Raw genomic sequence first — 21,114 nt, 5'->3', positions numbered from 1 at the left:
TCCTGTAATCACTCGCCCCACACGTCCGAAAGCGGGTGATTGCTCCGGCCGCCGTCGTCCGAACCGCCGGACGAGCCGCCGCTCTTGCGACCGCCGGAACCGCCGGCCGACGCGCCACCGGAGCCGCCCGCGCGACTTCCCGAAGAACCCGAACCGCGAGTCGAACCGCCCCGCGAGCCAGAGCTACCACCCGACGCTCCGGACGACCGACTCGTCGAGCCGCCGAGGTTCGCGGTCCCGCCCGTCGCGTTACCCGCGTTGCCCCCGCGGCCGCCCGCCGCGACGGGGTCGAACTCCGGGAGGTCGGGTTTCGTCATCCGGTCGACCTGCGCCGCGAACCAGTCGGGCATGTCGGTTCGCGTCTTGTCGAACAGTTGGAGCAGACTGCTGTCGGCGACGTAGGTGTCGCCGTAGTCGTCGGGCGCGCGCACGACCCGCCCGCACGCCTGAATCACGGTCCGGAGGGCTGCGCGGCGGTACCACGCCCACTGGCCGTCTTCGAGGCGACGGGCGACCCTGGAGTCGTTCGTGTTGAGGTAGGGCGCTTTGCAGAGCACCTGCCAGCGACAGAGGTCGCCTTTCAGGTCCAACGCCTCCTCCATCTTCACGGAGAGGAACACCTCCGGTCGGTCGGTCGCCTTCCACGTCTCCAGTTCCACGTTTCGGTCGTCGCGGTCGTGGCCGCGGACGCGGTTGCCGAGGCCCATCTCGGCGAGGCGGCGGCGAAGCTCCGCCTGAATCGCGTAGGAGTGGCAGTGAATCAGGCCCTTCTCGTCGGGGTGTTTCGCCATCAGGCGGACGGCGAGGCGAGCGATTTTCGGCAGCGTCTCGTCGCGGTGCTCGTAGGTCATCTTCCCCTGCGTCACGTCGTACAGCGGCCGGTTCTCGACGGGGAAGGTGTGTTCGACGTCCACGAGCGCGACCTTCGAGGGGTCGAGGCCGACCGACCGGCAGAACGCCGCCTTGTTGAGGATGGTCGCCGACAGGAGCGCGAACTTGTTCCCGCGGTCCCAGACGGTGTGTTGGAGGTACTTCGCGGGGTCGAGCGGCTTGATGGCGATGGGAGACCCCTCGCCGTCGTGCTGGTCGACGACCCACGTCGTCGGGCTCTGAGGGTCGCGGTAGTCCTCGACGAACCACTTCAGCTCGCCGATGAGTTCCTGCAGACGGTCGCGGCGGGCGGCCTCCTCGGGCGTCAGTTCGGACTGCGTGAGCAGTTCGTCCTTCTCGCGCTTGCAGACGCCGACGAGCGTCTCCGCGAAGCGCGAGGCGCGCTCGACGGGGTCGCCCGCGGCCGCGACGTCCGGCACGCCGATGTCGTCCCACACCGGCACGGTCCGGGGCTTCAGGTCGATGGTCGCGTACATCTCGGCCCACTCGGCCAGCCCGTGGGCCTCGTCGACGACGACCACGTCGCGCTTTCTGAACACGTCGGAGCCGGCGGTCTGCATGAAGTACGCGAGCGTCATCGCCGCGATTTGGCGGTTCGAGGCGATGGCGCGGTCGGAGAAGTACGGACAGCGGTGCCGGACCGAGCAGTCGAAGCCGCGCTTGCGGGCGCAGGGAGCGCGGTCGACCGGGGTGTCTTCCTCGCCGCGGATGATGCAGTTGTAGTTGGACTTGCCGCGGATTATCTTGAGGTCCGAAAGCAGGTCGTCCTCGGCCACGTCGTCAAGTTGCGACACCTGCGGGGTCGTGTAGTAGGCGTCGGTCGCCTGCGCGGGCGACGTCTCGTCCACGGTCGCCGCCGACCCCGCGATGGCGCGAGCGAGCAGCGACTTGCCGCTCCCGGTCGGCGCGCGGACCAAGACCACGTCGTTGCCGTCGGCGAAGGCGTCGCGGATATCGCGCAGGGCCTGTTCCTGCGCGCCGCGGAAACTGGGGGCCGGAAACGAGTCGATGATGCGCGACGGGTCCACGGTCGATGGAGTCCTCGGACGGGCCTAAATCCACCGCTCCGGGGTGCGGTCGCGGCGGTGGCGGCTCGACGAAACGCGGGTCTAAAGCGCCGCCACGTCCTCAGCGGTCGGTTCGCGGTCGCCCGGCAGTCGCTCCATGCAGTCGAAACAGAGGAAGTGCTCGGAGCCGTCGACGAGTTCCAGCGTCATTCCACCGGACGAGGAGGTGGGGAAGTTCCAGAGGTCGCCGATGCCGCCGGCGATGCGGACGCCCTTCCCGCAGGCGTCGCACGGTTCGGAGGTCATGGGAGAACCGAGGGCCCGAGGCGGCAAAAGCGACGCGCCGCGACGCCGGGCGCGTAATCGGCCGACACGACCGACCCGCCGGGAGCTTCTTGTCGGCTGGCGTATAACTTTCGTGGCATGCGCGTCGACTGCGAAGGCTGTGCGGGCTGCTGTATCGACTGGCGACCGGTCGCGCCGGTCCCGCTCGACCACGAGCGCCGCGGGCCGCGCGCGCCGCTCGACGACACCTACAACCTCGTCCCGCTGACCCGCGACGAGATTCGGGACTTCGTCGAGGCCGGACTGGGCGACGTCCTCACCCCGCGGCTGTGGGAGGCGTCGCCGGGCGAGGGCGTCGAAATCGACGGCGTCGAAGTCGCCGCAATCGCCGGGAAGCCCGCGTTCTTCGTCGGCATGCGCAAGCCGCCGAAGCCCGTCGCGCCGTTCGGACTGGAGCGGACGTGGCTCCGCGCCTGCGCGTTTCTCGACCCCGAGAGCCTCCAGTGCCGCATCCACGACACCGAGTTCTATCCCGACGAGTGCGCCGAGTATCCGGGCCACAACCTCGTCCTCGGACAGGAGACCGAGTGCGAGCGCGTCGAGCGACACCACGGCGGCGAGCGTCTGCTCGACGACGCGCCCCCGGACGACCTCCACGGCCTGCTCCTCGGCCCACACGCCCTCGGCGCGAAGGTGTTCGTCCACCCGGAGCCCGAGCGGTTGGCGGGGACCATCGAGCACCTCAAAACCCGCGACCTGACCCCGGAGGACCGCGCGGAGTTCGTCGGCGTCGCGGTCGGGTCGCACCCCGGGTCGACCGAGGTCGACGACGACCGCGCCTCGCGAGCGCGTGCGAAGACGCTCGAAAGCGAGTCGTGGGCGGGCGAAGCCGTCGCGGCGTGGGACGCGGTCGCCGGTCGTCTCGGGAGCGCGGCCGACGAGGCACCCGACCCCGACGAGGTCGAAGTCGCTCGCGGCGCGCCGGAAACCCCCGGCTGGGACGCGGTTCGCCGCGACGACTGAACCGCGGGTGGCGAGCGACGGGGGCGGACGGACCGCGGTCGGGTCGACGGGCGATACGTTAACATCGTGCGCGGCGTTATCGAACAGCATGAAAGTGCTCGTGACCGGTGCGACCGGGTTCGTCGGCCGGCACCTCGTTCCCCTCCTCCTCGACGCCGGCCACGACGTGGTCGTCTTCGTCCGCGACGCGGCGCGCTACGACGGTCCGCCGGGCGTGGACGTGGTCGAAGGCGACATCTTCGAACCGGCGACGGTCGCCCCCGCGATGGCGGGCGTCGACGCGGCGTACTACCTCATCCACTCGATGCACTCCGGCGGCGACTTCGAGGCGCGCGACCGCCTCGCCGCCCGCAACTTCGTCGACGCCGCCGAGTCCGCCGGAGTCGGACGAATCGTCTACCTCGGCGGTCTCGGCGAGGACCGCGACCAGCTCTCGCCGCACCTTCGGTCGCGCCGCGAGGTCGAACACATCCTCGCGTCGGGGTCGCCCGAACTGACGACCCTCCGGGCGGCCATCATCGTCGGCGCGGGGAGCGCGAGCTTCGAGATGGTGCGCCAACTCGCCAAGCGCCTCCCGGTCATGGTGACGCCGCAGTGGGTCGAAACGCGGTGTCAACCCATCGCCATCACCGACGTTGTCGCCTACCTCGCGGGCGTCCTCGACCACCCCGAGACGGCGGGCGAGACCTACGAAATCGGCGGCCCGGACGTGCTCACCTACCGGGAGATGCTCCAGCGCGTCGGCGCGCAGTTGGGCCACGCGCCCCGAATCGTCGCCGTGCCCGTGTTGACGCCGCGGCTCTCGTCGTACTGGATCGGCCTCGTGACCGACGTGGACACGGGCGTCGCCCGACCGCTCATCGAGGGGCTGAAAAACCCCGTCGTCGTCGGCGACGACCGCATCCGCGACATCGTCGAGGTGGACGAGACGCCGTTCGACGCCGCGGTCGAGCGGGCGCTCCGCGAGGAGCGCGAGATTCGGGAGCGAGCCGTCGAACCGACGTCGACAAGCCCGACGTGAGCGGGACTCGAACCGCCCACCCGCGCGCCCTGAGCGCGGCGGCGATTGATATACCGCGGGGCCGTAGGGCCGGGATATGAACGACGCCCCGGAGTACGGCGAGACGTGGGTGTACGAGAGCATCGTCGGCGCGCTCCCGGGCGTGAGAATCGGCGAGGCGGGCGCTATCGCCCTCCAAATCGCCGTCTTCGAGGTCGCCGTGCTCGTCTTCGCGTGGGTGTACGACCTGTGGGCCGCGGCGGTCGCGGGCACCGCGGCCATCGTCGTCGCGGCCGCGGGGAGCGTCGTGATGCTCCGCATGGGCGAGTGGACCCGCGCCGCGAGGGTGCCCGCGCCCTATCGACGCCTGCTTTTCGGGTCGAGCATCGAGGTCGTCCTCGGCGTGCTCGCGTTCGTCGCGCTCGTGACGCACCTGTTCGTCTTCGACCCGCAACAGCCGGGGACGCCGCTCATGACGACGCTGTTCGGCCCCGAACCGCCGGTCGTGGTCGTCTACCTGACGCTGCTCGTCCTCTGGGACCTCTGTTACCGAATCGGCACGTCGTGGTGGGCGGCCGTCGTGGGTCTCTGGGGTGCGGTCCGCTACCGGTTCGACGGCCCGACCGCCGGGACGGTCAGGCGGGTGAACCTCCTGAACGTCGGCTTCGCGGTCGCGCAGATGCTGTTGCTCCCGTTCATCGCCGACCAGCCGGTGCTCCTCTTCGCGGTCGGCGGGCACGTCGTCGCCGTGACCGTCGTGTCGGTGACGGCCGCGGCGCTGACGAGGACGTGAGGTACGCAGGAACAGGAGAGGTGACGGGTCAGTCGTCGGACTTCATCCGCTTGAACTGTTCGAGCAGCGCATCGGTCGAGTCGCCGGAGTCGTACTCGACGCTCCCGCGGTAGGTCTTCCGGTCGTCGTCGGTCCCGGGTTCGACCTGGCTCGTCATCCGCTCGCGGCGTTCGTGTTCGGCTTCGTCGTATGCCCCCATTGACATGGTTCGACTTACCATGTGGGTGTGTGCCACATATAGCTATCGGAGAGATTCACAATCGTGATACTCGGCGGAACCGGGGACAGAAGGGGGAGGGCACCGGTGAAAACGGGCCCCGCGGCAGGAAAGGGTAAAAACAATCGCCGAACTACACCGTGTGTGGCACGCCCGCTTCGCTTTCGTTACGCCCCCGGACGCTGGGACGACTCGCGCATCACCCGCGACATCTTCCAGCCGCTCGACGCCAACCTCGGCGCAGAGATGGGTGCACCGTGGTACGCACCGCCCGAGGGGTACGAGGCCCGTCGGTTCGACATGGACAACGGCGACACCGCCCTCTTCGCGTGGACCGACGACCACGCCTACTGGATAGGCAACACCGAGACGCCGAGTTCGCTGTGGCGGACCGACAAGGAGGGCTTCGACGAGGCTCCCTTCGAGGTCTCTCGGTGGGCCCAGCGCGAACTCATCGCCGAGCTGTTCGACCAGTCGCCGTGGCTGAAGCCCTATCCGCACCTCTCGTGGTTCTTCCTCCCGGTGTTCCTCTCGAAGGACGGCCGCGAGACGACCCGCGAGTTCTTCTACGACCACGCGGCGGGCTTCCCGGACGCGACCCGCGAGGAGGCCCTGGAGTTCTACGAGTCGTTCTTCGCCACGGGCGTCCTCGACGAGTACCGCGAGGTCATGGCCGGAAAGCTCGGCACCTCGGAGTACTTCGACCCGATACGGATGGCCGCGGCGATGGGCGAGTTCGACGTGGCGTACCTCCTCGACGAGGCGGGGTACGACATCACGCCCGAAATCGCCGTGACGACCGGCCACTCCATCGACTTCCGCGCGGAGAACACCCCCGCGGGCGGCGCGCTCATCGAGGTGACGCGGCCGCTCCCGCCGAACCGGCGCTCCGTGAGCAACCCAATCGCCGCGATTCGCGACACGGCACAGACCAAGACCAACGGCGAGGGCCAACTCGCCGAACACGGCGGCGGCGTGACGCTGTTCGTCGACTGCTCGTCGTTCCCCGACGACGACTGGTCCGCCATCATGGGCGAGAAGCCCGACGTGCGGCACCGACCCGCGGTGGTCTTCCGGCTCCGCCCGTCGGGACAGGTCGAAGGCTACTCGAAGGGGTCGGTCCCGGTGGACCTGCCGTGGCTCGCTGACTGACGTTCGTTCTGACCGGTCGTGGACCGAGCCCATCGCGGGCGCGCGGTCGAGTACGCCGAATCCGAATCCGACCCCGAGCCGACGGCTCGCGGGTCGCAGTCAGAAAGGAAAAAATCGAGACGGGACGAGAGCCGGCCTCAGAACGAGACCATCTCGGGCCCGTTCTCACCGAGCGGGGACGGGTCGCGGTCGCTGTAGTATCGACGACCGATTGCCTCGTGGCCGACGCCGGTGAAGAGGGCGTCCCGCACGTCCTGCGGGCACGTGTACGTCTCGTCGCCGAGACGGGCCAGGATCTGTGCGACGGTCTCCTGACCGTTCTGGAGCTCGATTACTTCGTCGCCGTGGCGTTGGGCGAAGTCGGTCGAGCTAATCGGGTATTCGTGGCGATCGATGGCGTCGCCGAGTCCGTTCAGGCGCATTACACCCACAGCTGTGTCGTCATCATTCTTAATGATTTTCCATGTATTTGATTAGTGCCCTTGCAGTCCTTAATCGTCCTTAATGATACACTGGGCGCAACGTTTGTCTCTCCCTCGCCCCGACCACGTGGCATGGACGACAGCCCGCCGGTCGCGGACCTCCATCTCCACACGACCGCCTCGGACGGCCGGCTCACTATCGACGCGCTTCCCGACGCGGCCCGCGCGGGCGGGGTCGAGGTGGTGGCCGTGACGGACCACGACCGCTACCACCCGGACCTCGACGCCCCGGTTACCGAACGCGACGGCGTGACTATCGTTCGGGGCATCGAGCTGCGCGTCGACGCGGGTGACCGTCGGGTCGACCTCCTCGGCTACGGGCTCAGGGAGCGACCCGCCCTCGTCGAGACGGTCGAGCGCCTCCAGCGGAACCGCGTGGAGCGCGCCCGCGAAATCGTCGCGGCGGTCGAAGCCGAGACCGGAGTCCGCCTCGACATCGACATCCACGACGGAGTCGGTCGGCCGCACGTCGCCCGCGCTATCGACGCCAGCGACGCTCCCTACGACTACCAAGGTGCGTTCGACGAACTCATCGGCGCGGACGGTCCCTGTTACGTCCCGCGCGAACTCCCGACGTTCGACGACGGCGTGGCGGCCCTCCGGGACGCCTGCGACGTGGTCGGCCTCGCGCACCCGTTCCGCTACCGCGACCCGGCGGGCGCGCTCGAACTCTGTGCCGACCTCGACGCCGTCGAACGCTACTACCCCTACGGCTTCGCGGTCGACCGCGCCCTCGTTGACGAGGCCATCGAACGCTACGACCTGCTCGCCACGGGCGGGAGCGACGCCCACGACGAAACCCTCGGCCGCGCCGGGCCGCCGGAGGCGGACTTCGCCCGATTCGCCGCCGCGGTAGACGGCCTCTAACCGTGTTAGTCCGTGAATAACGCCGAACGTGCCGTGGGGCGTAGAGTTAAATCCTATCGGAACTGAAGGGGGGATATGCAGTGTCACTACTGCGACCGTGAGGCCGCATACGCCGCGGAGAAGGACCACATTAAGGTCGGTCTCTGCGAGCGACACTTCCGCAAGCGAGTCGAGGAACTCGCCGAATCCGAGGAACTCGCCGCCCTAAAGGAAAAACTCGACATTAATCGAACAAAGTAGCGGCCGGTCAGCAGGTGTCCCTCCACTAACGCCTTCCTACCCCGCGACGCCGGGCGTTGCCCGCGCCGGAGAGACCGTCACGCGAGGACCTGTCCGCCGAACACGTACAGCGCCGCGAGCGCGCTCTCGAACGCGACGGTTCCGGTTGCCGAGAGGACGACGAACCGCTTCGTCGACATACCCGAGAGACCGGCCGGAACGGTGAGCATCCCGCGCGTGAACAGCATCGCGTTGCTCAGCGGGACGACGACCGACCCCCAGCGGTCGAACCAGCCGTCGAACCGGTCGAGCGAGTCCTCGCCGACGCGGAACCACGACCGCGAGAGGAGGTACTCGCGGCCGCCCCGCTTGGCGACCGAGAACAGCGCGACCTGACCGACCGTCGCGCCGAGAACGGCGACAGCGAGAATCGGAAGTAGCAGTCGTTCCCCGACCAGCACCAGCGCCCCGGGCACGAGGAGTTCGCTCGGCGCGACGTAGAGGAGCATCGCACCCTCCAGCACGAACACGAAAAAGAGGGCGACGAGAGCGAGGTCGGAAGCGAGGAGCTCCCGAAGGACGTCCGGGAGTTGGGCGGTGAAGGCGCTCATGTCGTGTGCGCGGTTCGAGCGATACCGTGTTCATTATGGGTTGGATAACCCGGCGCGAAGCGACGGGAGCGACGGCATTTTGCCGCCGCCAGCCGAACTCGGCGTATGGAGTTCACCGACCGTCCCCGCAGGCTTCGAACCGACGGGATTCGCCCGCTCGTCTCGGAGACGACCCTCGACGCGACGGACCTCGTCGCGCCAGTCTTCGTGGACGCGACGACCGACGAGCGCGTCCCCATCGAGTCCATGCCGGGTCACGAGCGCGTACCGGTCGACGAGGCCGCCGACCGCGTCGCCGAGGTCCGCGAGGCGGGCGTCGAGGCCGTCATCGTCTTCGGCATCCCCGAGTCGAAAGACGCCGAGGGGTCGCGCGCGTACGCGAGAGACGGAGTCGTACAGGAGGCAGTCCGAGCCATCACCGCCGAGACCGACGCCTACGTCATCACCGACGTGTGTCTCTGCGAGTACACCGACCACGGCCACTGCGGAGTGCTGGAGGACCACGCCGAGGACGACCCGACGCTGACGGTCGAAAACGGGCCGACACTCGACCTGCTCGCGGAGACGGCCGTCTCCCACGCCGAAGCGGGCGCTGACATGGTCGCCCCCTCGGCCTCGATGGACGGGATGGTCGGCGCGATTCGCGCCGCCCTCGACGACGCCGGCCGCGACGAGGTGCCCATCATGTCCTACGCCGCCAAGTACGAGAGCGCCTTCTACGGACCCTTCCGCGACGCGGCCGACGGCGCGCCGGCCTTCGGCGACCGCCGGCACTACCAGATGGACCCCGCGAACGCCCGCGAGGCGCTGCGCGAGGTCGCGCTCGACGTGGAACAGGGCGCTGACGTGCTGATGGTCAAACCGGGCCTGCCGTATCTCGACATCGTCCGCGCCATCCGCGAGGGCTACGACCACCCGGTCGCCGCCTACAACGTCTCCGGCGAGTACGCGATGCTCCACGCCGCCGCCGAGAAGGGCTGGTTGGACCTCGACGGGGTCGCTCACGAGTCGCTCCTGTCGATGAAGCGGGCGGGCGCGGACCTCATCATCACGTACTTCGCAGAGCGCGTGGCGCGGCAGCTCGACTGAGGCGTCGACGGCCGAGTCGAGCGCCCCGAACCCGCCAATTCGAACTCCGAACTACGTGACACGATACCGCGGTGCGCACGGCCAAAACACACTTGTCAGGCAACATTTTCCTGAACGTTCGTCCACAGAAGTTCCGAGAATCTCAAAATCCTTGGACGATATACAACCTTATATGCGTAATATTCTAGCCTATTTTGTGCAGTTGTGGTATTACACCCCACCAAATTTGACAAAATCAACCCCACACTTTATGTACTAACTCACCATGAAGCCGAACCGTGATGAAGCACCAGAATCCACACGGATACGGAGCAAAAGTAGCTGAACGGTCACTCGTGGCCGCATGGGGTGGGCAGTCGTGATTCCACTGCAGGTCGACCCGAGCGTTATCGCACAGGGGGTCAACTACGTCTGGATCCTCGTCGTCTCGTTCCTCATCTTCTTCATGCAGCCGGGCTTCGCGCTCTTAGAGGCAGGGCAGGTACGCGCGAAGAACGTGGGCAACGTACTGATGAAGAACATGACCGACTGGGCGCTCGGCGTGCTCGTCTACTTCCTCGTCGGCGCGGGGGTCGCGACAATCGTCGGCGGCCTCACGTCGCCCGGCGGCTTCGACGTCGCCGCCGCGTTCTCGTACATCGGCGACTCCGGCGCGTGGATTGACTGGCTCTTCGGGGCCGTCTTCGCCATGACCGCCGCCACCATCGTCTCCGGCGCGGTCGCAGAACGCATGGACTTCCGCGCGTACATCGTCTTCGCGGCCACCATCACCGGGTTCATCTACCCCGTCGTGCAGGGCATGACGTGGTCCGGTGGCCTCCTCTCGGGGAGCGGTTACATCGGTGCCGCCCTCGGCGTCGGCTACCTCGACTTCGCCGGTGCGACCGTCGTCCACATGTGCGGCGGCATCGCCGGCCTCGTCGGCGCGAAGATGGTCGGCCCGCGTAAGGGCCGCTTCGACGCCAACGGCGACAGCCAGCCCATCCCGGGCCACTCGATGCTGCTCGCCGTCCTCGGCACGCTCATCCTCGCGTTCGGCTGGTACGGCTTCAACGTCGGCACGCAGGCGACGGTCCTCGCGACCACCGAAAGCGGCGGTCTGGAGTTCATGGGTGCCGCGCTCGGTCGCGTCGCCCTCGTGACGACCCTCGGTATGGGCGCCGGCGCGGTCGCCGCGATGATCGTCTCGACGAGCTACCAGGGCAAGCCCGACCCCCTCTGGATGGCCAACGGCCTGCTCGCCGGTCTCGTCGCAGTCACCGGCGCCGTCCCCCACGTCACGTGGTGGGGCGGCCTCATCCTCGGCGCGCTCGGCGGCGCAATCGTCCTGCCGGCGTACCGCTGGACCGTCGACTCGCTCAAAATCGACGACGTGTGTGGCGTCTTCGCCGTCCACGGCGTCGCGGGCGCGGTCGGCACGGCACTCATTCCCGTCTTCGCGGTGAGCGGCTTCTCCGGCACGCAGCTCGTGATGCAGGTCATCGGCGTGGTCGTCATCGCCGCGTGGACCATCCTCGCCTCGGCGGTCGTCTTCGCCATCGCGGACGCCGCCTTCGGCCTCCGCGTCTCGGAAGAAGAGGAAGTCGAAGGCCTCGACGTCGGCGAACACGGCGTCTCGGTCTACCCCGAATTCGTCGGCGACGCCGGTCCCGACGGCGCGCTCGGCTCGCCCACGGCGACCGACGGCGGCAGCAACGTGCGCACCGACGGCGGCGTCGAGGAAGACGAAGCTGTCGAAGCCAACGGAGGTGACAGCCAATGAGCGACGAAGAACAGGGAATCAAGATGGTGATGGCCATCATCCGCCCCGACAAGCTCTCCGACGTGAAGACCGCGCTCGCCGAGGCGGGCGCGCCGTCGCTGACCGTCACCAACGTCTCCGGCCGCGGCTCTCAGCCCGCGAAGAAGGGCCAGTGGCGCGGCGAGGAGTACACCGTCGACCTCCACCAGAAGGTCAAAGTCGAGTGCGTCGTCGCCGATATTCCCGTCGACGACGTGGTCGAGGCCATCGCTGAGTCCGCCCACACGGGCGAGAAAGGCGACGGAAAGGTGTTCGTCCTCCCCGTCGAGAGCGCCGTCCAAGTCCGCACCGGTAAGGAGGGCAACCCGGCAGTCTGAGCGCGCACCTGCGACCGAAACCGGCTCGACGTCTCTGTTTGCCACTCCCGCCGCGGCCCGCGTGAGTGCGCACCCGACTGGGGTTCGACGAACGACCCGAACTATTCCTATTACTAATCCTACACTACGTTCGTAGGGTTACGTGGCAACATTTGTTTACTGAGTGCTAGCCTTACGTCCTTATACAACACATACATCATCCTATATCGGACATACGTCTCTCAGAACGCCTTTTTGTGGGCATTTGTCAACGCGAACCGTTATATGAACGTCTGTAGATAGCATCTCTCATGGTTCGCGAGACATTCGGTCGCGAATCGAGCACCAATATGAACGACTGTCCAACTTCACAGCTCAAACTGTTCGCCGGAGGCATCGTATGTTGACACCCCTGCAGGCCGACCTCGCTTCGGTCGTCGAGGGCGTGAACCTCGTGTGGGTCCTCACGGTCACGTTCCTCATCTTCTTCATGCACGCCGGCTTCGCCATGCTCGAAGCCGGGCAGGTCCGCGCGAAGAACGTCGCCAACCAACTGACCAAGAACCTGCTGACGTGGAGTATCGGCGTCATCGTGTTCTTCCTGCTCGGCGCGGCCGTGTCGTCCATCGTCGCCGCCCTCACCAGCGGCTCCGCGCTGGACATCACCGGCGCGTTCATGAGCCTCTACGCGCCCGACGCCTCGGCGACGACGGCGTGGGTCGACTGGCTGTTCGGAGCCGTCTTCGCCATGACCGCCGCCACCATCGTCTCCGGTGCCGTGGCGGGCCGCGCCCGGCTCCGCGCGTACCTCACGTACACCATCCTCATCGCGGGCGTCATCTACCCCGTCGTCGTCGGCTTCACCTGGGGCGGCGGCTTCCTCGACGCCCTCGGCTTCCACGACTTCGCGGGCGGCATGATCGTCCACGGCATGGGCGGCATCGCCGGCCTCACCGCGGCGTGGATTATCGGCCCGCGCATGAACCGCTTCAAGCCCGACGGCACGGCGAACGTCATCCCCGGACACTCCATCACGTTCGCCGTCCTCGGCACGCTCATCCTCGCGTTCGGCTGGTACGGCTTCAACGTCGGCACCGCCGCCGCGCCCCTCGCGTACGCCGACGGCGCGGTCACGCTCGGCTCGTTCGCCTTCGTTGGCCGCGTCGCCCTCGTGACGACCCTCGGCATGGCCGCCGGCGCAATCGGCGCTGGCGGCGTCGCCATGTACAAGACCGGTAAGGTCGACACGCTCTACGTCGCAAACGGCCTCCTCGCCGGACTCGTCGGCGTCACCGCCATCGCGGACGACATCGTCTGGCCGGGCGCGCTTGTCGTCGGCCTCCTCGCCGGCGCGCAGCTCCCGGTCGTCTTCGAGTTCGTCGAAAAGCGCCTCCGCATCGACGACGTGTGCGCGGTCTTCCCCGTTCACGGTTCCGCGGGCATCCTCGGTGCGCTCCTCTACCCCGTATTCGCCGTCCCGCTGTGGCACGACGGCGCGTCCTTCGTCTCGCTCGCCGTCCCGCAGGTCGTCGGCGTCGGCGTCATCGCCGTCTGGACGTTCGCTGCGACCGCGCTCGTCTTCGGCGGCTTCCGCGCCGTCGGACAGGTCCGCGTCTCCTCGGACCACGAGCGCGAGGGACTCGACACGGCCGAACACGGCGTCGACACCTACCCCGAGTTCGGGTCGCCCGACGCCGACACCGGCATCCGCACCGACGGCTCCGGCGTCCCGAGCGGGGATGGATTCATGACGACGGGCCGGGAGGACTGAGTCATGAGTGATTCCGACCTTCCGAACGACGGCGACATCAAGCTCGTCATGGCCGTCATCCGCCCCGACAAGCTCTCCGACGTGAAGACCGCGCTCGCCGAAATCGGCGCGCCGTCGCTGACCGTCACCAACGTCTCCGGCCGCGGCTCTCAGCCCGCGAAAAAGAGCCAGTGGCGCGGCGAGGAGTACACCGTCGACCTCCACCAGAAGGTCAAAGTCGAGTGCGTCGTCGCCGACATCCCGGCCGACGACGTGGTCGACGCCATCGCCGACGCCGCCCACACGGGCGAGAAAGGCGACGGAAAGGTGTTCACCTTCCCCGTCGAGAGCGCCGTCCAAGTCCGCACCGGCAAGACCGGACGCGACGCGGTCTGAGCCGCTCGTTCTCTGTCGGCGGTTCTCGTACCGTCCCCTCGCCCGTCGCTCCGACCGGCGACGGGGTTATCTCGGTTCGGTCGAACGTACCGGTGGCCCCTCGCGGGGCGAGAGCCGAACCCACGCGAAACCGTTTTTCCGCTCCGCACCGAGCGTCGTGACGATGAGCGGTGGCTCCACGTGGTGACTGTCGCGGACCTCGGCGGACTCGCCGTCGCGCTGTTCGGAATGGCAGTCGCCGGACTGCTCTCCGACCGGTACCTCTCCGAACCCGACGACCTCCGCGCCGACCTCCTCGTCAGCGACGCGAACAAGTGGGCCGTCTTCGCCCTCCTGTGCGGCTACGTCCTCGTCGTCGAGGGGCGACCGCTGTCCTCGATGACCGGCCGCTCGCTGGACCCCCTCGCGTTCGTCGCGGTGGTCGGCGGCGGCGTCTTCCTCCTGTTCGCCGCGAACGCGGTGACGACGCCCGTCTTCGACCGACTCGGCGTGGGCGGCCTCGACGAGGGGATGACCGGACTGGCCTCGCTGTCGGTCAGACACCGACTCTTCGTGGCCGGGACCGCCGGCGTCACGGAGCAGGTGCTGTTCCACGGCTACGCCGTCGAGCGACTCCTCGAACTCACCGGGAGCCCGCTTCTCGCGGGCGGCGTCTCGTTCGCCGCGTTCACCGCGAGCCACGCCGTCGGCTGGGAGCGCGGCGCGGTCGCCAGAATCGCCGTCCCCGCGCTCCTGACGACGATTATGTACCTCCTCGTGCGCGACGTGGTCGCGCTCGCCTGCATCCACGCGCTCAACGACGCGGTCGGACTCCTCTTGGCCGGGTCGGTCGAGGACGCCGGCGACGCCGACGGCGCTGACGCCGCCGCCGACGGGACGGCGCGGTAGGTCTCGGTAGGTCGCCGCAGTCCCGACGCCGGACAGTTCATGCCGGCCGTGTCGTCTACTGGTTCGTCGGTGGCAGGTGCGGCCGACCCAGTAAGGTCTTTCCCGCGAGCGGTCGAACCGGCGCGCATGAACCACGACGAGTCAAGGGCGCTGTACGACCGCGCGCTGTCCGTGCTCGCGGGCGGCGTGAACTCCTCGGTCCGGGCGACGCAACCGTACCCGTTCTTCGTCGAGCGCGGCGACGGCGCGCACGTCATCGACGCCGACGGGAACCGCTACGTCGACTACGTGCTTGGCTACGGGCCGCTCCTCTACGGCCACGACGCCCCCGAACCCGTCCAGTCGGCGGTCCAGAAGCACGCCGCGGCCGGGCCGATGTACGGCGCGCCGACCGAAATCGAGGTCGAACACGCCGAGTTCGTCGCGCGACACGTCCCCTCCGTCGAGATGCTGCGGTTCGTCAACTCCGGCACGGAGGCGACCGTCTCGGCGGTCCGCCTCGCCCGCGGCGTCACCGGCCGCGACAAAATCGTCGTCATGCAGGGCGGCTACCACGGCGCACAGGAGTCCACGCTCGTCGAGGGCGGCCCCGGGAACGCGAAGCCCTCGACCCCCGGCATCCCCTCCTCGTTCGCCGAGCACACCATCCCCGTCCCGTTCAACGACGAGGAGACGGTCCGCGAGGTGTTCGAGGAACACGGCGAGGACATCGCGGCGGTGCTGACAGAACCGATTCTGGCGAACACGGGCATCGTCCACCCCGTCGACGGCTACCTCGAAGCCCTCCGCGACGTGACCGAAGAACACGGCGCGCTCCTCATCTTCGACGAGGTCATCACCGGCTTCCGCGTCGGCGGGCTCCAGTGCGCCCAGGGCAAGTTCGGCGTCACGCCCGACCTCACGACGTTCGGGAAGATTATCGGCGGCGGCTTCCCCGTCGGCGCGGTCGGCGGCAAGGCCGAGCTCGTCGAGCAGTTCACCCCCGGCGGCGACGTGTTCCAGTCGGGCACCTTCTCGGGCCACCCGGTCACGATGGCCGCGGGCCACGAGTACCTGAAGTACGCCGCCGAAAACGACGTGTACGGACACGTCGACCGCCTCGGCGAGAAGCTTCGGTCGGGCATCACGGACATCCTCGAAGACCAGGCCCCCGAGTACACCGTCGTCGGCACGGACTCGATGTTCAAGACGGTGTTCACGCGCCACGGGACGGCCGAGCGCGCCGACGCCTGCGCCGACGGCTGCGCGCAGGTCGAGTCGTGTCCCAACTACGACGCCTGCCCGAAGACCGGCGCGGACGTGTCGAAGGCGGAGACCGACCGCTGGGAGCGCGTCTTCTGGCAGGAGATGAAAGACCAGGGCGTGTTCCTCACGGCGAACCAGTTCGAATCGCAGTTCGTCTCCTACGCCCACACCGACGAGGACATCGAGGAGACGCTGGAAGCGTACAAGCGAGCGCTGTAGGCGCGTCCCGCCCTGCGACCCGCCGAAGGAGCCATTTTTACGACGCTATCGCCCGAGAGAGCCCGAGGTACGCCGGGAGTCCGAAGACGGCGGCCAGTCCGACGGTGAGGAAAAGCGGGACGACCCCCGTCGGGTCCGGCGCGAAGATGAATCCGAGCGGGAGCGCGACGACGAACGCGACGCCGAAGGTGAGCGCGAGACGGAGGGGCCTGTTCACGTCGGAGGCGTCGCCGCGAAGGCGGATAACTGTTCGGCACATCGATACGAACGCGAGTCGGCCGCGCGAACGAGGATCGCTCGCCGCGACTGCGACCCGGCGCGAGCGCGACTCACTCGGCCCGCAGTCGCGCCTCGGCCGCCCGCCACAGCGGCGGGTAGGTCAGGGCGACGCCGACGCCGAGACAGGCCGCCCACGAGACGAGGATTCCGACCGGGTTCCCCTGGAGTTCGAGGAGGACCAACAGCGGAATCCAGAGCGCGGTCACGACGAGGCCGATACCCCAGACGCGGGCGACGAGGCGGAGGCGGAGCGGGCGCGCGAGGAGGAGCGCGAGTGCGACGAGCGCGGCCGCGGCGAGGCCGGCGAACCGCGGAGCTTCGACGCCGAGCGCCGAGAGGAGCAGGTCGAGGGGCGCGACGACCGAGGTCAGGCCGAACAGGAGGAGCGCGACGACGACGAAGTCACCGACCTGCCGGACGGCCGAATCGAGGGCGGGCATCGTCCGGGTCGTCGCGCGGGGACTGTATCGGTCTTCCGTTCGGATTCGACCCGGCGCGCGGGAGCGAACTGGTGGGCTTTTCAACGCGGGGACCGGACTGACGCGTATGACTACAACACTTCGCTTGGCGACGCGAGGGTCGGCGCTCGCTCGCGCGCAGGCCGCGGGCGTGCAGGGGGCGCTCGCGGGCCGCCGACTCGACGTCGAACTCGTCGAAGTCGAGACCACGGGCGACCGGATTCAGGACGAACTCATCCACCGACTGGGCAAGACCGGCGCGTTCGTCCGGGCGCTCGACGAGCGCGTCCTCGACGGCGAGGTCGACGCCGCGGTCCACTCGATGAAGGACATGCCGACCGAGAAGCCCGCCGACCTCGTCGTCGCGGGCGTTCCCGAGCGCGCGCCCGCCGGCGACGTGCTCGTCACGGCCGAGGGCCACGACATCGACGACCTCCCGGAGGGAGCCGTCGTCGGCACGTCGTCGCTCCGCCGGCAGGCCCAACTGCTGAACTACCGCGACGACCTCGAAGTCGAACCGCTCCGGGGCAACGTCGACACCCGCATCGAGAAACTGCTGGCGACGCACCTCCAGCGCGAACACGAGGCCCGCGTCGAAAACGACGAAGAGCGACAGGCCAAGAAGGGCAAGACCGACCACGAGGAGGCGTTCGACGAGACCGCAGACGAGTGGTTCGAGGGGCTCACCGAGCTCGAACGGCAGGCGCTCGGTCGGAAGGTCGAAACCGAGTACGACGCCATCGTCCTCGCGGAAGCGGGACTCAAGCGCAGCGGGCTCTCGGAGAAGGTGAACTACGAGCGCCTGCCGCGGACGACGTTCGTCCCCGCGCCCGGACAGGGAGCCATCGCCGTGACCGCCGCGGACTCGGAGGTCATCGACCTCATCCACGACAAGCTCGACCACCCGCGGACCCGCGTCGAGACGACCGTCGAGCGGACCATCCTCGCCGAACTCGGCGGCGGCTGTATCGCCCCGGTCGGGGTCCACGCCCTCCTGCAGGGCGAGCACGTCCACGTCGACGTGCAGGTGCTCGCGACCGACGGCTCGGAGTCCATCAAGACCTCCCGGGACCTCCCCGTCGGCAACCACGCCAACGCCGCCCGCGAGTTCGCGGCGGCCCTGCGCGACCGCGGTGCCGGCCAGTTAGTCGACGCCGCCCGCGAGGAGGCCGAGGAGTGAGATGACGGCCGACGACGCGGAACCCGGGACGGCGGAGGAACGGTCGGCCGGAGCGCAGTCGAACGGCGACGCGACCGACGGCGACGGCGTCGGCACGGTCCACCTCGTCGGCAGCGGCCCGGGCGACCCGGAACTGCTGACGATGAAGGCCGCCCGCCTCATCGACGAAGCGGACGTGGTGCTCCACGACAAACTCCCCGGCCCGGAGATTCTCGGGATGATTCCGGCCGAGAAACGCGAGGACGTTGGCAAGCGCGCCGGCGGCGAGTGGACGCCGCAGGAGTACACGAACAACCGACTCGTCGAACTCGCCCGCGAGGGAAAGGACGTGGTGCGCCTGAAGGGCGGCGACCCGTTCGTCTTCGGCCGCGGCGGCGAGGAGATGGAACACCTCGCCGACAACGGGGTTCCCTTCGAAGTCGTGCCGGGCATCACCTCGGCGGTCGCCGGGGCGGGCGCGGCGGGCATCCCCGTCACGCACCGCGACCACGTCTCGTCGGTGTCGTTCGTCACCGGCCACGAGGACCCGACGAAAGACGAGTCCGCGGTCGACTGGGACGCGCTCGCCGCGACCGGCGGGACGCTCGTCGTGCTCATGGGCGTCGGCAAACTCCCGCTGTACACCGCCGAACTGCGCGAGGCGGGGATGGACGGCGACACGCCCGTCGCCCTCATCGAGCGGGCCACGTGGCCCGACATGCGCGTCGCCACCGGCACGCTCGACACCATCGTCGACGTGCGCGACGAGGCCGACATCGAACCGCCCGCGATTACCGTCATCGGCGAGGTCGCCGCGACCCGCGACCGCGTGAAGCAGTTCCTGCAGGGCGGCGGCGCGGACGCCATCGCCGAGACTGACGCGACCGCGGGAGGTTCGGGAGGAGACGAATGAGCCAGCAGGTCCGCGCGGCCGTCTTCCGCCCCGACGACGACCGCATCGAGCGCGCCGTCGAACTCCTCGACTCGCTCGGCGCGACCCCGGTCCCCGACCCGATGCTCGCAATCGAGCCGACGGGCGCGACGCCCGAGGCCGGCGAGTTCGTCGTCCTGACGAGCAAGACCGGCGTCGAACTCCTCGCCGCCGACGGCTGGGAGCCCGGCGACGCGGTGCTGTGCTGCATCGGCCCCGCGACCGCCGACGCCGCCCGCGACGCGGGTTGGACGGTCGACCGCGTCCCCGACGAGTACACCTCGGCCGGACTGGTCGAACACCTCGCGCCCGACGTGGACGGCGCGACGGTCGAAGTCGCCCGGAGCGACCACGGCAGTCCCGTCCTCACCGACGGCCTGCGCGACGCGGGCGCGGACGTCCACGAGACGGTGCTCTACCGACTCGTCCGCCCCGAGGGAGCCGGAAAATCGGCCGAACTGGCCGCCGCCGGCGACCTCGAAGCCGCCCTCTTCACCTCGTCGCTCACGGTCGAACACTTCCTCGACGCCGCCGCGGAGCGGGGTATCCGAGAGGAGGCCATCGCCGGCCTGAACGACGCCGTGGTCGGCGCAATCGGGCCGCCGACCCGCGACACCGCGGCGTCCCACGGCATCGACGTGACCGTCGTCCCCGACGAGGCGACGTTCGAGGCGCTCGCGGTGGCCGCGGTCGAGACGGCCGCGCCGACGTACCACGAGTGACGTGACGGGAAGCGAGGGAGCGGCGTGACGGAAGCCGAGACGAGAGACGGCTCGTGGCGCGCCGTCGGCTCGGTCGCCGGCTGGCAGACCGCCGCGAGCCTCTGTTACTACGCCATCTTCGCGGCGACCGGATTCGTCCGCGACGCGTTTTCGGTCTCCGAGTCGCTGGTCGGTCTCTTTCTGACCGCCGGCCTGCTCGGCTACACGGTGTTTCTCTTCCCCAGCGGCGCGGCCGTCGACGGCTACGGCGAAAAGCCCGTCATGGTCGTCGGGCTGTTGGCGCTCGCGGTCGCGCTCGTCGGCGTCACGTTCGCGCCGCCGTCGTACCTCCTGTTGTTGGTGACGGTGGCGCTCCTCGGGGCGGCCTACTCGACCGCGATGCCGGCGTCGAACCGCGGCATCGTCGCGGCCGCGCCCGCCGGGAGCAAGAACCTCGCCATGGGGCTGAAACAGGTCGGCGTCACCCTCGGTAGCGGGGCGTCGTCGCTCGTCGTCACCGGCGTCGCCGTCGTCGCGGCGTGGCAGGTGGGGTTCTGGGCAATCGGCGTCTTCGCCGCCGGCTACGCGCTCGTCTTCGCGACGCGCTACCGCGGGAACCCGGGAACCGGCCGGCTCGAACGACCCCGGCTCGCCGGCCTCGGCGACAACCGCGCCTACGTCGCGCTCGTCGCCGCCGGACTGTTCATCGGCGCGTCCATCTTCTCGATGCTCGGCTACACCGTCCTGTACGTGCAGGACGTGGTCGGGACCGGCCCCGCCCTCGCCGGCGGCGTCCTCGCGGCGACGCAGGTGACCGGAAGCGTCGGCCGCATCGGCGCGGGGAGCCTCGCGGACCGGCTCGGTGGGGCCCGCGGCGCGGCCACCGTCGCGCTCGTCCAACTGGCCGGCGCGGTCGCGCTCTTTTCGCTCCTCGTCGGAACCGGCGGCTCGTTCGCGCTCACCATCGCCGTCTTCGTCGCGCTCGGCCTCACCATCCACGGCTCGACCGGCGTCTTCTACTCCTGTCTGAGCGGCGTCGTCGACGACGGCGACATCGGCGCGGCGACCGCCGGCGGCCAGACCGCACTCAACGTCGGCGGCCTCGTCGCCCCGCCGCTTTTCGGCTTCGTCGTGGAGTCGACGGGCTACGGGGCCGGCTGGGCGCTCGTCGCCGGTTCGACGGTGCTCGCGACCGTCCTCCTGTTCGTCGTCAGACGGCGAATCTGACCGGCGTCGCGGTCGACCGGTCCCGCGCTCCGCGGGCGAGCCTTCTTATACCGAACCGCGGCAACCACGACACATGTTCGCCGTCGAACTGGAGTGGAAACGAAGGGGTTCCGCGCCCGAACTGCCAG

At 69.1% G+C, this 21,114-nt stretch carries 24 protein-coding genes; 17 read left to right on the top strand and 7 right to left on the bottom strand.

From position 1 onward, the window contains the following. Nucleotides 1-8: 8 nt before the first annotated feature. The gene (locus ABY42_RS00465) at nucleotides 9-1,919 is read right to left on the bottom strand and encodes a helicase C-terminal domain-containing protein (RefSeq protein ID WP_050458442.1); all 1,911 of its coding nucleotides are present in this window, start codon (nucleotides 1,917-1,919) and stop codon (nucleotides 9-11) included. Between the two features lie 81 nt (nucleotides 1,920-2,000). Next, complete coding sequence (locus ABY42_RS00460; protein ID WP_004045177.1) at nucleotides 2,001-2,204, bottom strand: DUF7561 family protein; 204 nt, start codon at nucleotides 2,202-2,204, stop codon at nucleotides 2,001-2,003. Between the two features lie 117 nt (nucleotides 2,205-2,321). Between ABY42_RS00460 and ABY42_RS00455 the strand changes: the two genes are divergently transcribed. The 3 genes from ABY42_RS00455 to ABY42_RS00445 all read left to right on the top strand — a co-directional run bounded on the left by ABY42_RS00455 (nucleotide 2,322) and on the right by ABY42_RS00445 (nucleotide 4,999). Beyond that, nucleotides 2,322-3,206, top strand: coding sequence for a YkgJ family cysteine cluster protein (locus ABY42_RS00455; protein WP_004973949.1), 885 nt, complete (start codon nucleotides 2,322-2,324; stop codon nucleotides 3,204-3,206). Nucleotides 3,207-3,294: 88 nt separating this feature from the next. After that, the gene (locus ABY42_RS00450) at nucleotides 3,295-4,227 is read left to right on the top strand and encodes an NAD(P)H-binding protein (protein WP_004973950.1); all 933 of its coding nucleotides are present in this window, start codon (nucleotides 3,295-3,297) and stop codon (nucleotides 4,225-4,227) included. A gap of 76 nt (nucleotides 4,228-4,303) precedes the next feature. Continuing rightward, nucleotides 4,304-4,999 carry a DUF7530 family protein gene (locus ABY42_RS00445; protein WP_004973951.1) on the top strand — a complete coding sequence of 232 codons (696 nt, stop codon included), beginning with the start codon at nucleotides 4,304-4,306 and terminating at the stop codon, nucleotides 4,997-4,999. A gap of 28 nt (nucleotides 5,000-5,027) precedes the next feature. Here the strand turns inward: ABY42_RS00445 and ABY42_RS19655 are convergent, their stop codons facing one another. Continuing rightward, on the bottom strand, nucleotides 5,028-5,204 hold the full coding sequence (locus tag ABY42_RS19655) for a DUF5786 family protein (protein WP_004968847.1): 177 nt from the start codon (nucleotides 5,202-5,204) through the stop codon (nucleotides 5,028-5,030). Nucleotides 5,205-5,360: 156 nt separating this feature from the next. Between ABY42_RS19655 and ABY42_RS00440 the strand changes: the two genes are divergently transcribed. After that, nucleotides 5,361-6,368, top strand: a complete 1,008-nt coding sequence (locus ABY42_RS00440; RefSeq protein ID WP_050458441.1) for a DUF5784 family protein — start codon at nucleotides 5,361-5,363, stop codon at nucleotides 6,366-6,368. 137 nt (nucleotides 6,369-6,505) lie between these two features. Here the strand turns inward: ABY42_RS00440 and ABY42_RS00435 are convergent, their stop codons facing one another. Beyond that, nucleotides 6,506-6,790, bottom strand: coding sequence for a DUF5789 family protein (locus tag ABY42_RS00435; RefSeq protein ID WP_004973953.1), 285 nt, complete (start codon nucleotides 6,788-6,790; stop codon nucleotides 6,506-6,508). Nucleotides 6,791-6,922: 132 nt separating this feature from the next. Here ABY42_RS00435 and ABY42_RS00430 point away from each other — a divergent pair, with 132 nt between their 5' ends. Both ABY42_RS00430 and ABY42_RS19650 read left to right on the top strand, forming a co-directional pair. Further along, nucleotides 6,923-7,717: a PHP domain-containing protein gene (locus tag ABY42_RS00430; protein ID WP_050458440.1), complete on the top strand. Its 795-nt coding sequence runs from the start codon at nucleotides 6,923-6,925 to the stop codon at nucleotides 7,715-7,717. A gap of 75 nt (nucleotides 7,718-7,792) precedes the next feature. Next, nucleotides 7,793-7,957 carry a DUF6757 family protein gene (locus tag ABY42_RS19650; RefSeq protein WP_004045157.1) on the top strand — a complete coding sequence of 55 codons (165 nt, stop codon included), beginning with the start codon at nucleotides 7,793-7,795 and terminating at the stop codon, nucleotides 7,955-7,957. Nucleotides 7,958-8,034: 77 nt separating this feature from the next. Here ABY42_RS19650 and ABY42_RS00425 read toward each other — a convergent pair whose 3' ends face one another. Continuing rightward, nucleotides 8,035-8,547, bottom strand: a complete 513-nt coding sequence (locus tag ABY42_RS00425; protein ID WP_004973955.1) for a DedA family protein — start codon at nucleotides 8,545-8,547, stop codon at nucleotides 8,035-8,037. 105 nt (nucleotides 8,548-8,652) lie between these two features. Here ABY42_RS00425 and hemB point away from each other — a divergent pair, with 105 nt between their 5' ends. The 7 genes from hemB to hemL all read left to right on the top strand — a co-directional run bounded on the left by hemB (nucleotide 8,653) and on the right by hemL (nucleotide 16,231). Further along, nucleotides 8,653-9,636, top strand: a complete 984-nt coding sequence (gene hemB, locus ABY42_RS00420; RefSeq protein WP_008091086.1) for a porphobilinogen synthase — start codon at nucleotides 8,653-8,655, stop codon at nucleotides 9,634-9,636. 343 nt (nucleotides 9,637-9,979) lie between these two features. After that, nucleotides 9,980-11,398: an ammonium transporter gene (locus ABY42_RS00415; protein ID WP_004973957.1), complete on the top strand. Its 1,419-nt coding sequence runs from the start codon at nucleotides 9,980-9,982 to the stop codon at nucleotides 11,396-11,398. After that, nucleotides 11,395-11,754: a P-II family nitrogen regulator gene (locus tag ABY42_RS00410; RefSeq protein ID WP_004973958.1), complete on the top strand. Its 360-nt coding sequence runs from the start codon at nucleotides 11,395-11,397 to the stop codon at nucleotides 11,752-11,754. Before ABY42_RS00415 ends, ABY42_RS00410 begins: the two co-directional genes overlap by 4 nt. A 379-nt stretch (nucleotides 11,755-12,133) precedes the next feature. Further along, the gene (locus ABY42_RS00405) at nucleotides 12,134-13,504 is read left to right on the top strand and encodes an ammonium transporter (RefSeq protein ID WP_050458439.1); all 1,371 of its coding nucleotides are present in this window, start codon (nucleotides 12,134-12,136) and stop codon (nucleotides 13,502-13,504) included. A gap of 3 nt (nucleotides 13,505-13,507) precedes the next feature. Next, complete coding sequence (locus ABY42_RS19940) at nucleotides 13,508-13,879, top strand: P-II family nitrogen regulator (protein ID WP_004973960.1); 372 nt, start codon at nucleotides 13,508-13,510, stop codon at nucleotides 13,877-13,879. A gap of 180 nt (nucleotides 13,880-14,059) precedes the next feature. After that, nucleotides 14,060-14,767 carry a CPBP family glutamic-type intramembrane protease gene (locus ABY42_RS00395; RefSeq protein WP_004973961.1) on the top strand — a complete coding sequence of 236 codons (708 nt, stop codon included), beginning with the start codon at nucleotides 14,060-14,062 and terminating at the stop codon, nucleotides 14,765-14,767. Between the two features lie 126 nt (nucleotides 14,768-14,893). After that, a complete protein-coding gene (gene hemL / locus ABY42_RS00390; protein ID WP_050458438.1) occupies nucleotides 14,894-16,231 on the top strand; it encodes a glutamate-1-semialdehyde 2,1-aminomutase in 1,338 nt (445 codons plus the stop codon). Nucleotides 16,232-16,268: 37 nt separating this feature from the next. Here hemL and ABY42_RS00385 read toward each other — a convergent pair whose 3' ends face one another. Together ABY42_RS00385 and ABY42_RS00380 are read right to left on the bottom strand one after the other, a co-directional pair. Next, nucleotides 16,269-16,448 carry a hypothetical protein gene (locus tag ABY42_RS00385; RefSeq protein ID WP_231608290.1) on the bottom strand — a complete coding sequence of 60 codons (180 nt, stop codon included), beginning with the start codon at nucleotides 16,446-16,448 and terminating at the stop codon, nucleotides 16,269-16,271. A gap of 112 nt (nucleotides 16,449-16,560) precedes the next feature. Next, a complete protein-coding gene (locus ABY42_RS00380; RefSeq protein ID WP_050458436.1) occupies nucleotides 16,561-16,950 on the bottom strand; it encodes a hypothetical protein in 390 nt (129 codons plus the stop codon). Between the two features lie 124 nt (nucleotides 16,951-17,074). Between ABY42_RS00380 and hemC the strand changes: the two genes are divergently transcribed. Genes hemC through ABY42_RS00360 form a run of 4 tightly spaced genes read left to right on the top strand, consistent with a single transcriptional unit; the run spans nucleotide 17,075 to nucleotide 20,986 of the window. Then, nucleotides 17,075-18,148 carry a hydroxymethylbilane synthase gene (gene hemC / locus ABY42_RS00375; RefSeq protein WP_004973965.1) on the top strand — a complete coding sequence of 358 codons (1,074 nt, stop codon included), beginning with the start codon at nucleotides 17,075-17,077 and terminating at the stop codon, nucleotides 18,146-18,148. Between the two features lies 1 nt (nucleotide 18,149). Continuing rightward, nucleotides 18,150-19,040, top strand: a complete 891-nt coding sequence (gene cobA, locus ABY42_RS00370; protein WP_050458435.1) for a uroporphyrinogen-III C-methyltransferase — start codon at nucleotides 18,150-18,152, stop codon at nucleotides 19,038-19,040. Then, on the top strand, nucleotides 19,037-19,780 hold the full coding sequence (locus ABY42_RS00365) for a uroporphyrinogen-III synthase (protein ID WP_004973967.1): 744 nt from the start codon (nucleotides 19,037-19,039) through the stop codon (nucleotides 19,778-19,780). Before cobA ends, ABY42_RS00365 begins: the two co-directional genes overlap by 4 nt. A 24-nt stretch (nucleotides 19,781-19,804) precedes the next feature. Continuing rightward, on the top strand, nucleotides 19,805-20,986 hold the full coding sequence (locus tag ABY42_RS00360) for an MFS transporter (RefSeq protein ID WP_050458434.1): 1,182 nt from the start codon (nucleotides 19,805-19,807) through the stop codon (nucleotides 20,984-20,986). The last annotated feature ends 128 nt before the right edge of the window (nucleotides 20,987-21,114 follow it).

The organism is Haloferax gibbonsii (assembly GCF_001190965.1).
GTDB classification, from domain to species: domain Archaea; phylum Halobacteriota; class Halobacteria; order Halobacteriales; family Haloferacaceae; genus Haloferax; species Haloferax gibbonsii.
This window is presented reverse-complemented; position numbering and strand designations above follow the sequence as displayed.

Excerpts from the sequence above, each read along its gene's own strand:
- ABY42_RS00455 (WP_004973949.1), top strand. The coding sequence starts at position 2,322 with ATGCGCGTCGACTGCGAAGGCTGTGCGGGCTGCTGTATCGACTGGCGA.
- ABY42_RS00380 (WP_050458436.1), bottom strand. The coding sequence starts at position 16,950 with ATGCCCGCCCTCGATTCGGCCGTCCGGCAGGTCGGTGACTTCGTCGTC.
- ABY42_RS00435 (WP_004973953.1), bottom strand. The coding sequence starts at position 6,790 with ATGCGCCTGAACGGACTCGGCGACGCCATCGATCGCCACGAATACCCG.
- ABY42_RS00460 (WP_004045177.1), bottom strand. The coding sequence starts at position 2,204 with ATGACCTCCGAACCGTGCGACGCCTGCGGGAAGGGCGTCCGCATCGCC.
- cobA (WP_050458435.1), top strand. The coding sequence starts at position 18,150 with ATGACGGCCGACGACGCGGAACCCGGGACGGCGGAGGAACGGTCGGCC.
- hemB (WP_008091086.1), top strand. The coding sequence starts at position 8,653 with ATGGAGTTCACCGACCGTCCCCGCAGGCTTCGAACCGACGGGATTCGC.
- ABY42_RS00450 (WP_004973950.1), top strand. The coding sequence starts at position 3,295 with ATGAAAGTGCTCGTGACCGGTGCGACCGGGTTCGTCGGCCGGCACCTC.
- hemL (WP_050458438.1), top strand. The coding sequence starts at position 14,894 with ATGAACCACGACGAGTCAAGGGCGCTGTACGACCGCGCGCTGTCCGTG.
- ABY42_RS00430 (WP_050458440.1), top strand. The coding sequence starts at position 6,923 with ATGGACGACAGCCCGCCGGTCGCGGACCTCCATCTCCACACGACCGCC.
- ABY42_RS00410 (WP_004973958.1), top strand. The coding sequence starts at position 11,395 with ATGAGCGACGAAGAACAGGGAATCAAGATGGTGATGGCCATCATCCGC.
- ABY42_RS00445 (WP_004973951.1), top strand. The coding sequence starts at position 4,304 with ATGAACGACGCCCCGGAGTACGGCGAGACGTGGGTGTACGAGAGCATC.
- ABY42_RS19650 (WP_004045157.1), top strand. The coding sequence starts at position 7,793 with ATGCAGTGTCACTACTGCGACCGTGAGGCCGCATACGCCGCGGAGAAG.
- ABY42_RS00405 (WP_050458439.1), top strand. The coding sequence starts at position 12,134 with ATGTTGACACCCCTGCAGGCCGACCTCGCTTCGGTCGTCGAGGGCGTG.
- ABY42_RS00365 (WP_004973967.1), top strand. The coding sequence starts at position 19,037 with ATGAGCCAGCAGGTCCGCGCGGCCGTCTTCCGCCCCGACGACGACCGC.
- ABY42_RS19940 (WP_004973960.1), top strand. The coding sequence starts at position 13,508 with ATGAGTGATTCCGACCTTCCGAACGACGGCGACATCAAGCTCGTCATG.
- ABY42_RS00415 (WP_004973957.1), top strand. The coding sequence starts at position 9,980 with ATGGGGTGGGCAGTCGTGATTCCACTGCAGGTCGACCCGAGCGTTATC.
- ABY42_RS19655 (WP_004968847.1), bottom strand. The coding sequence starts at position 5,204 with ATGTCAATGGGGGCATACGACGAAGCCGAACACGAACGCCGCGAGCGG.
- ABY42_RS00425 (WP_004973955.1), bottom strand. The coding sequence starts at position 8,547 with ATGAGCGCCTTCACCGCCCAACTCCCGGACGTCCTTCGGGAGCTCCTC.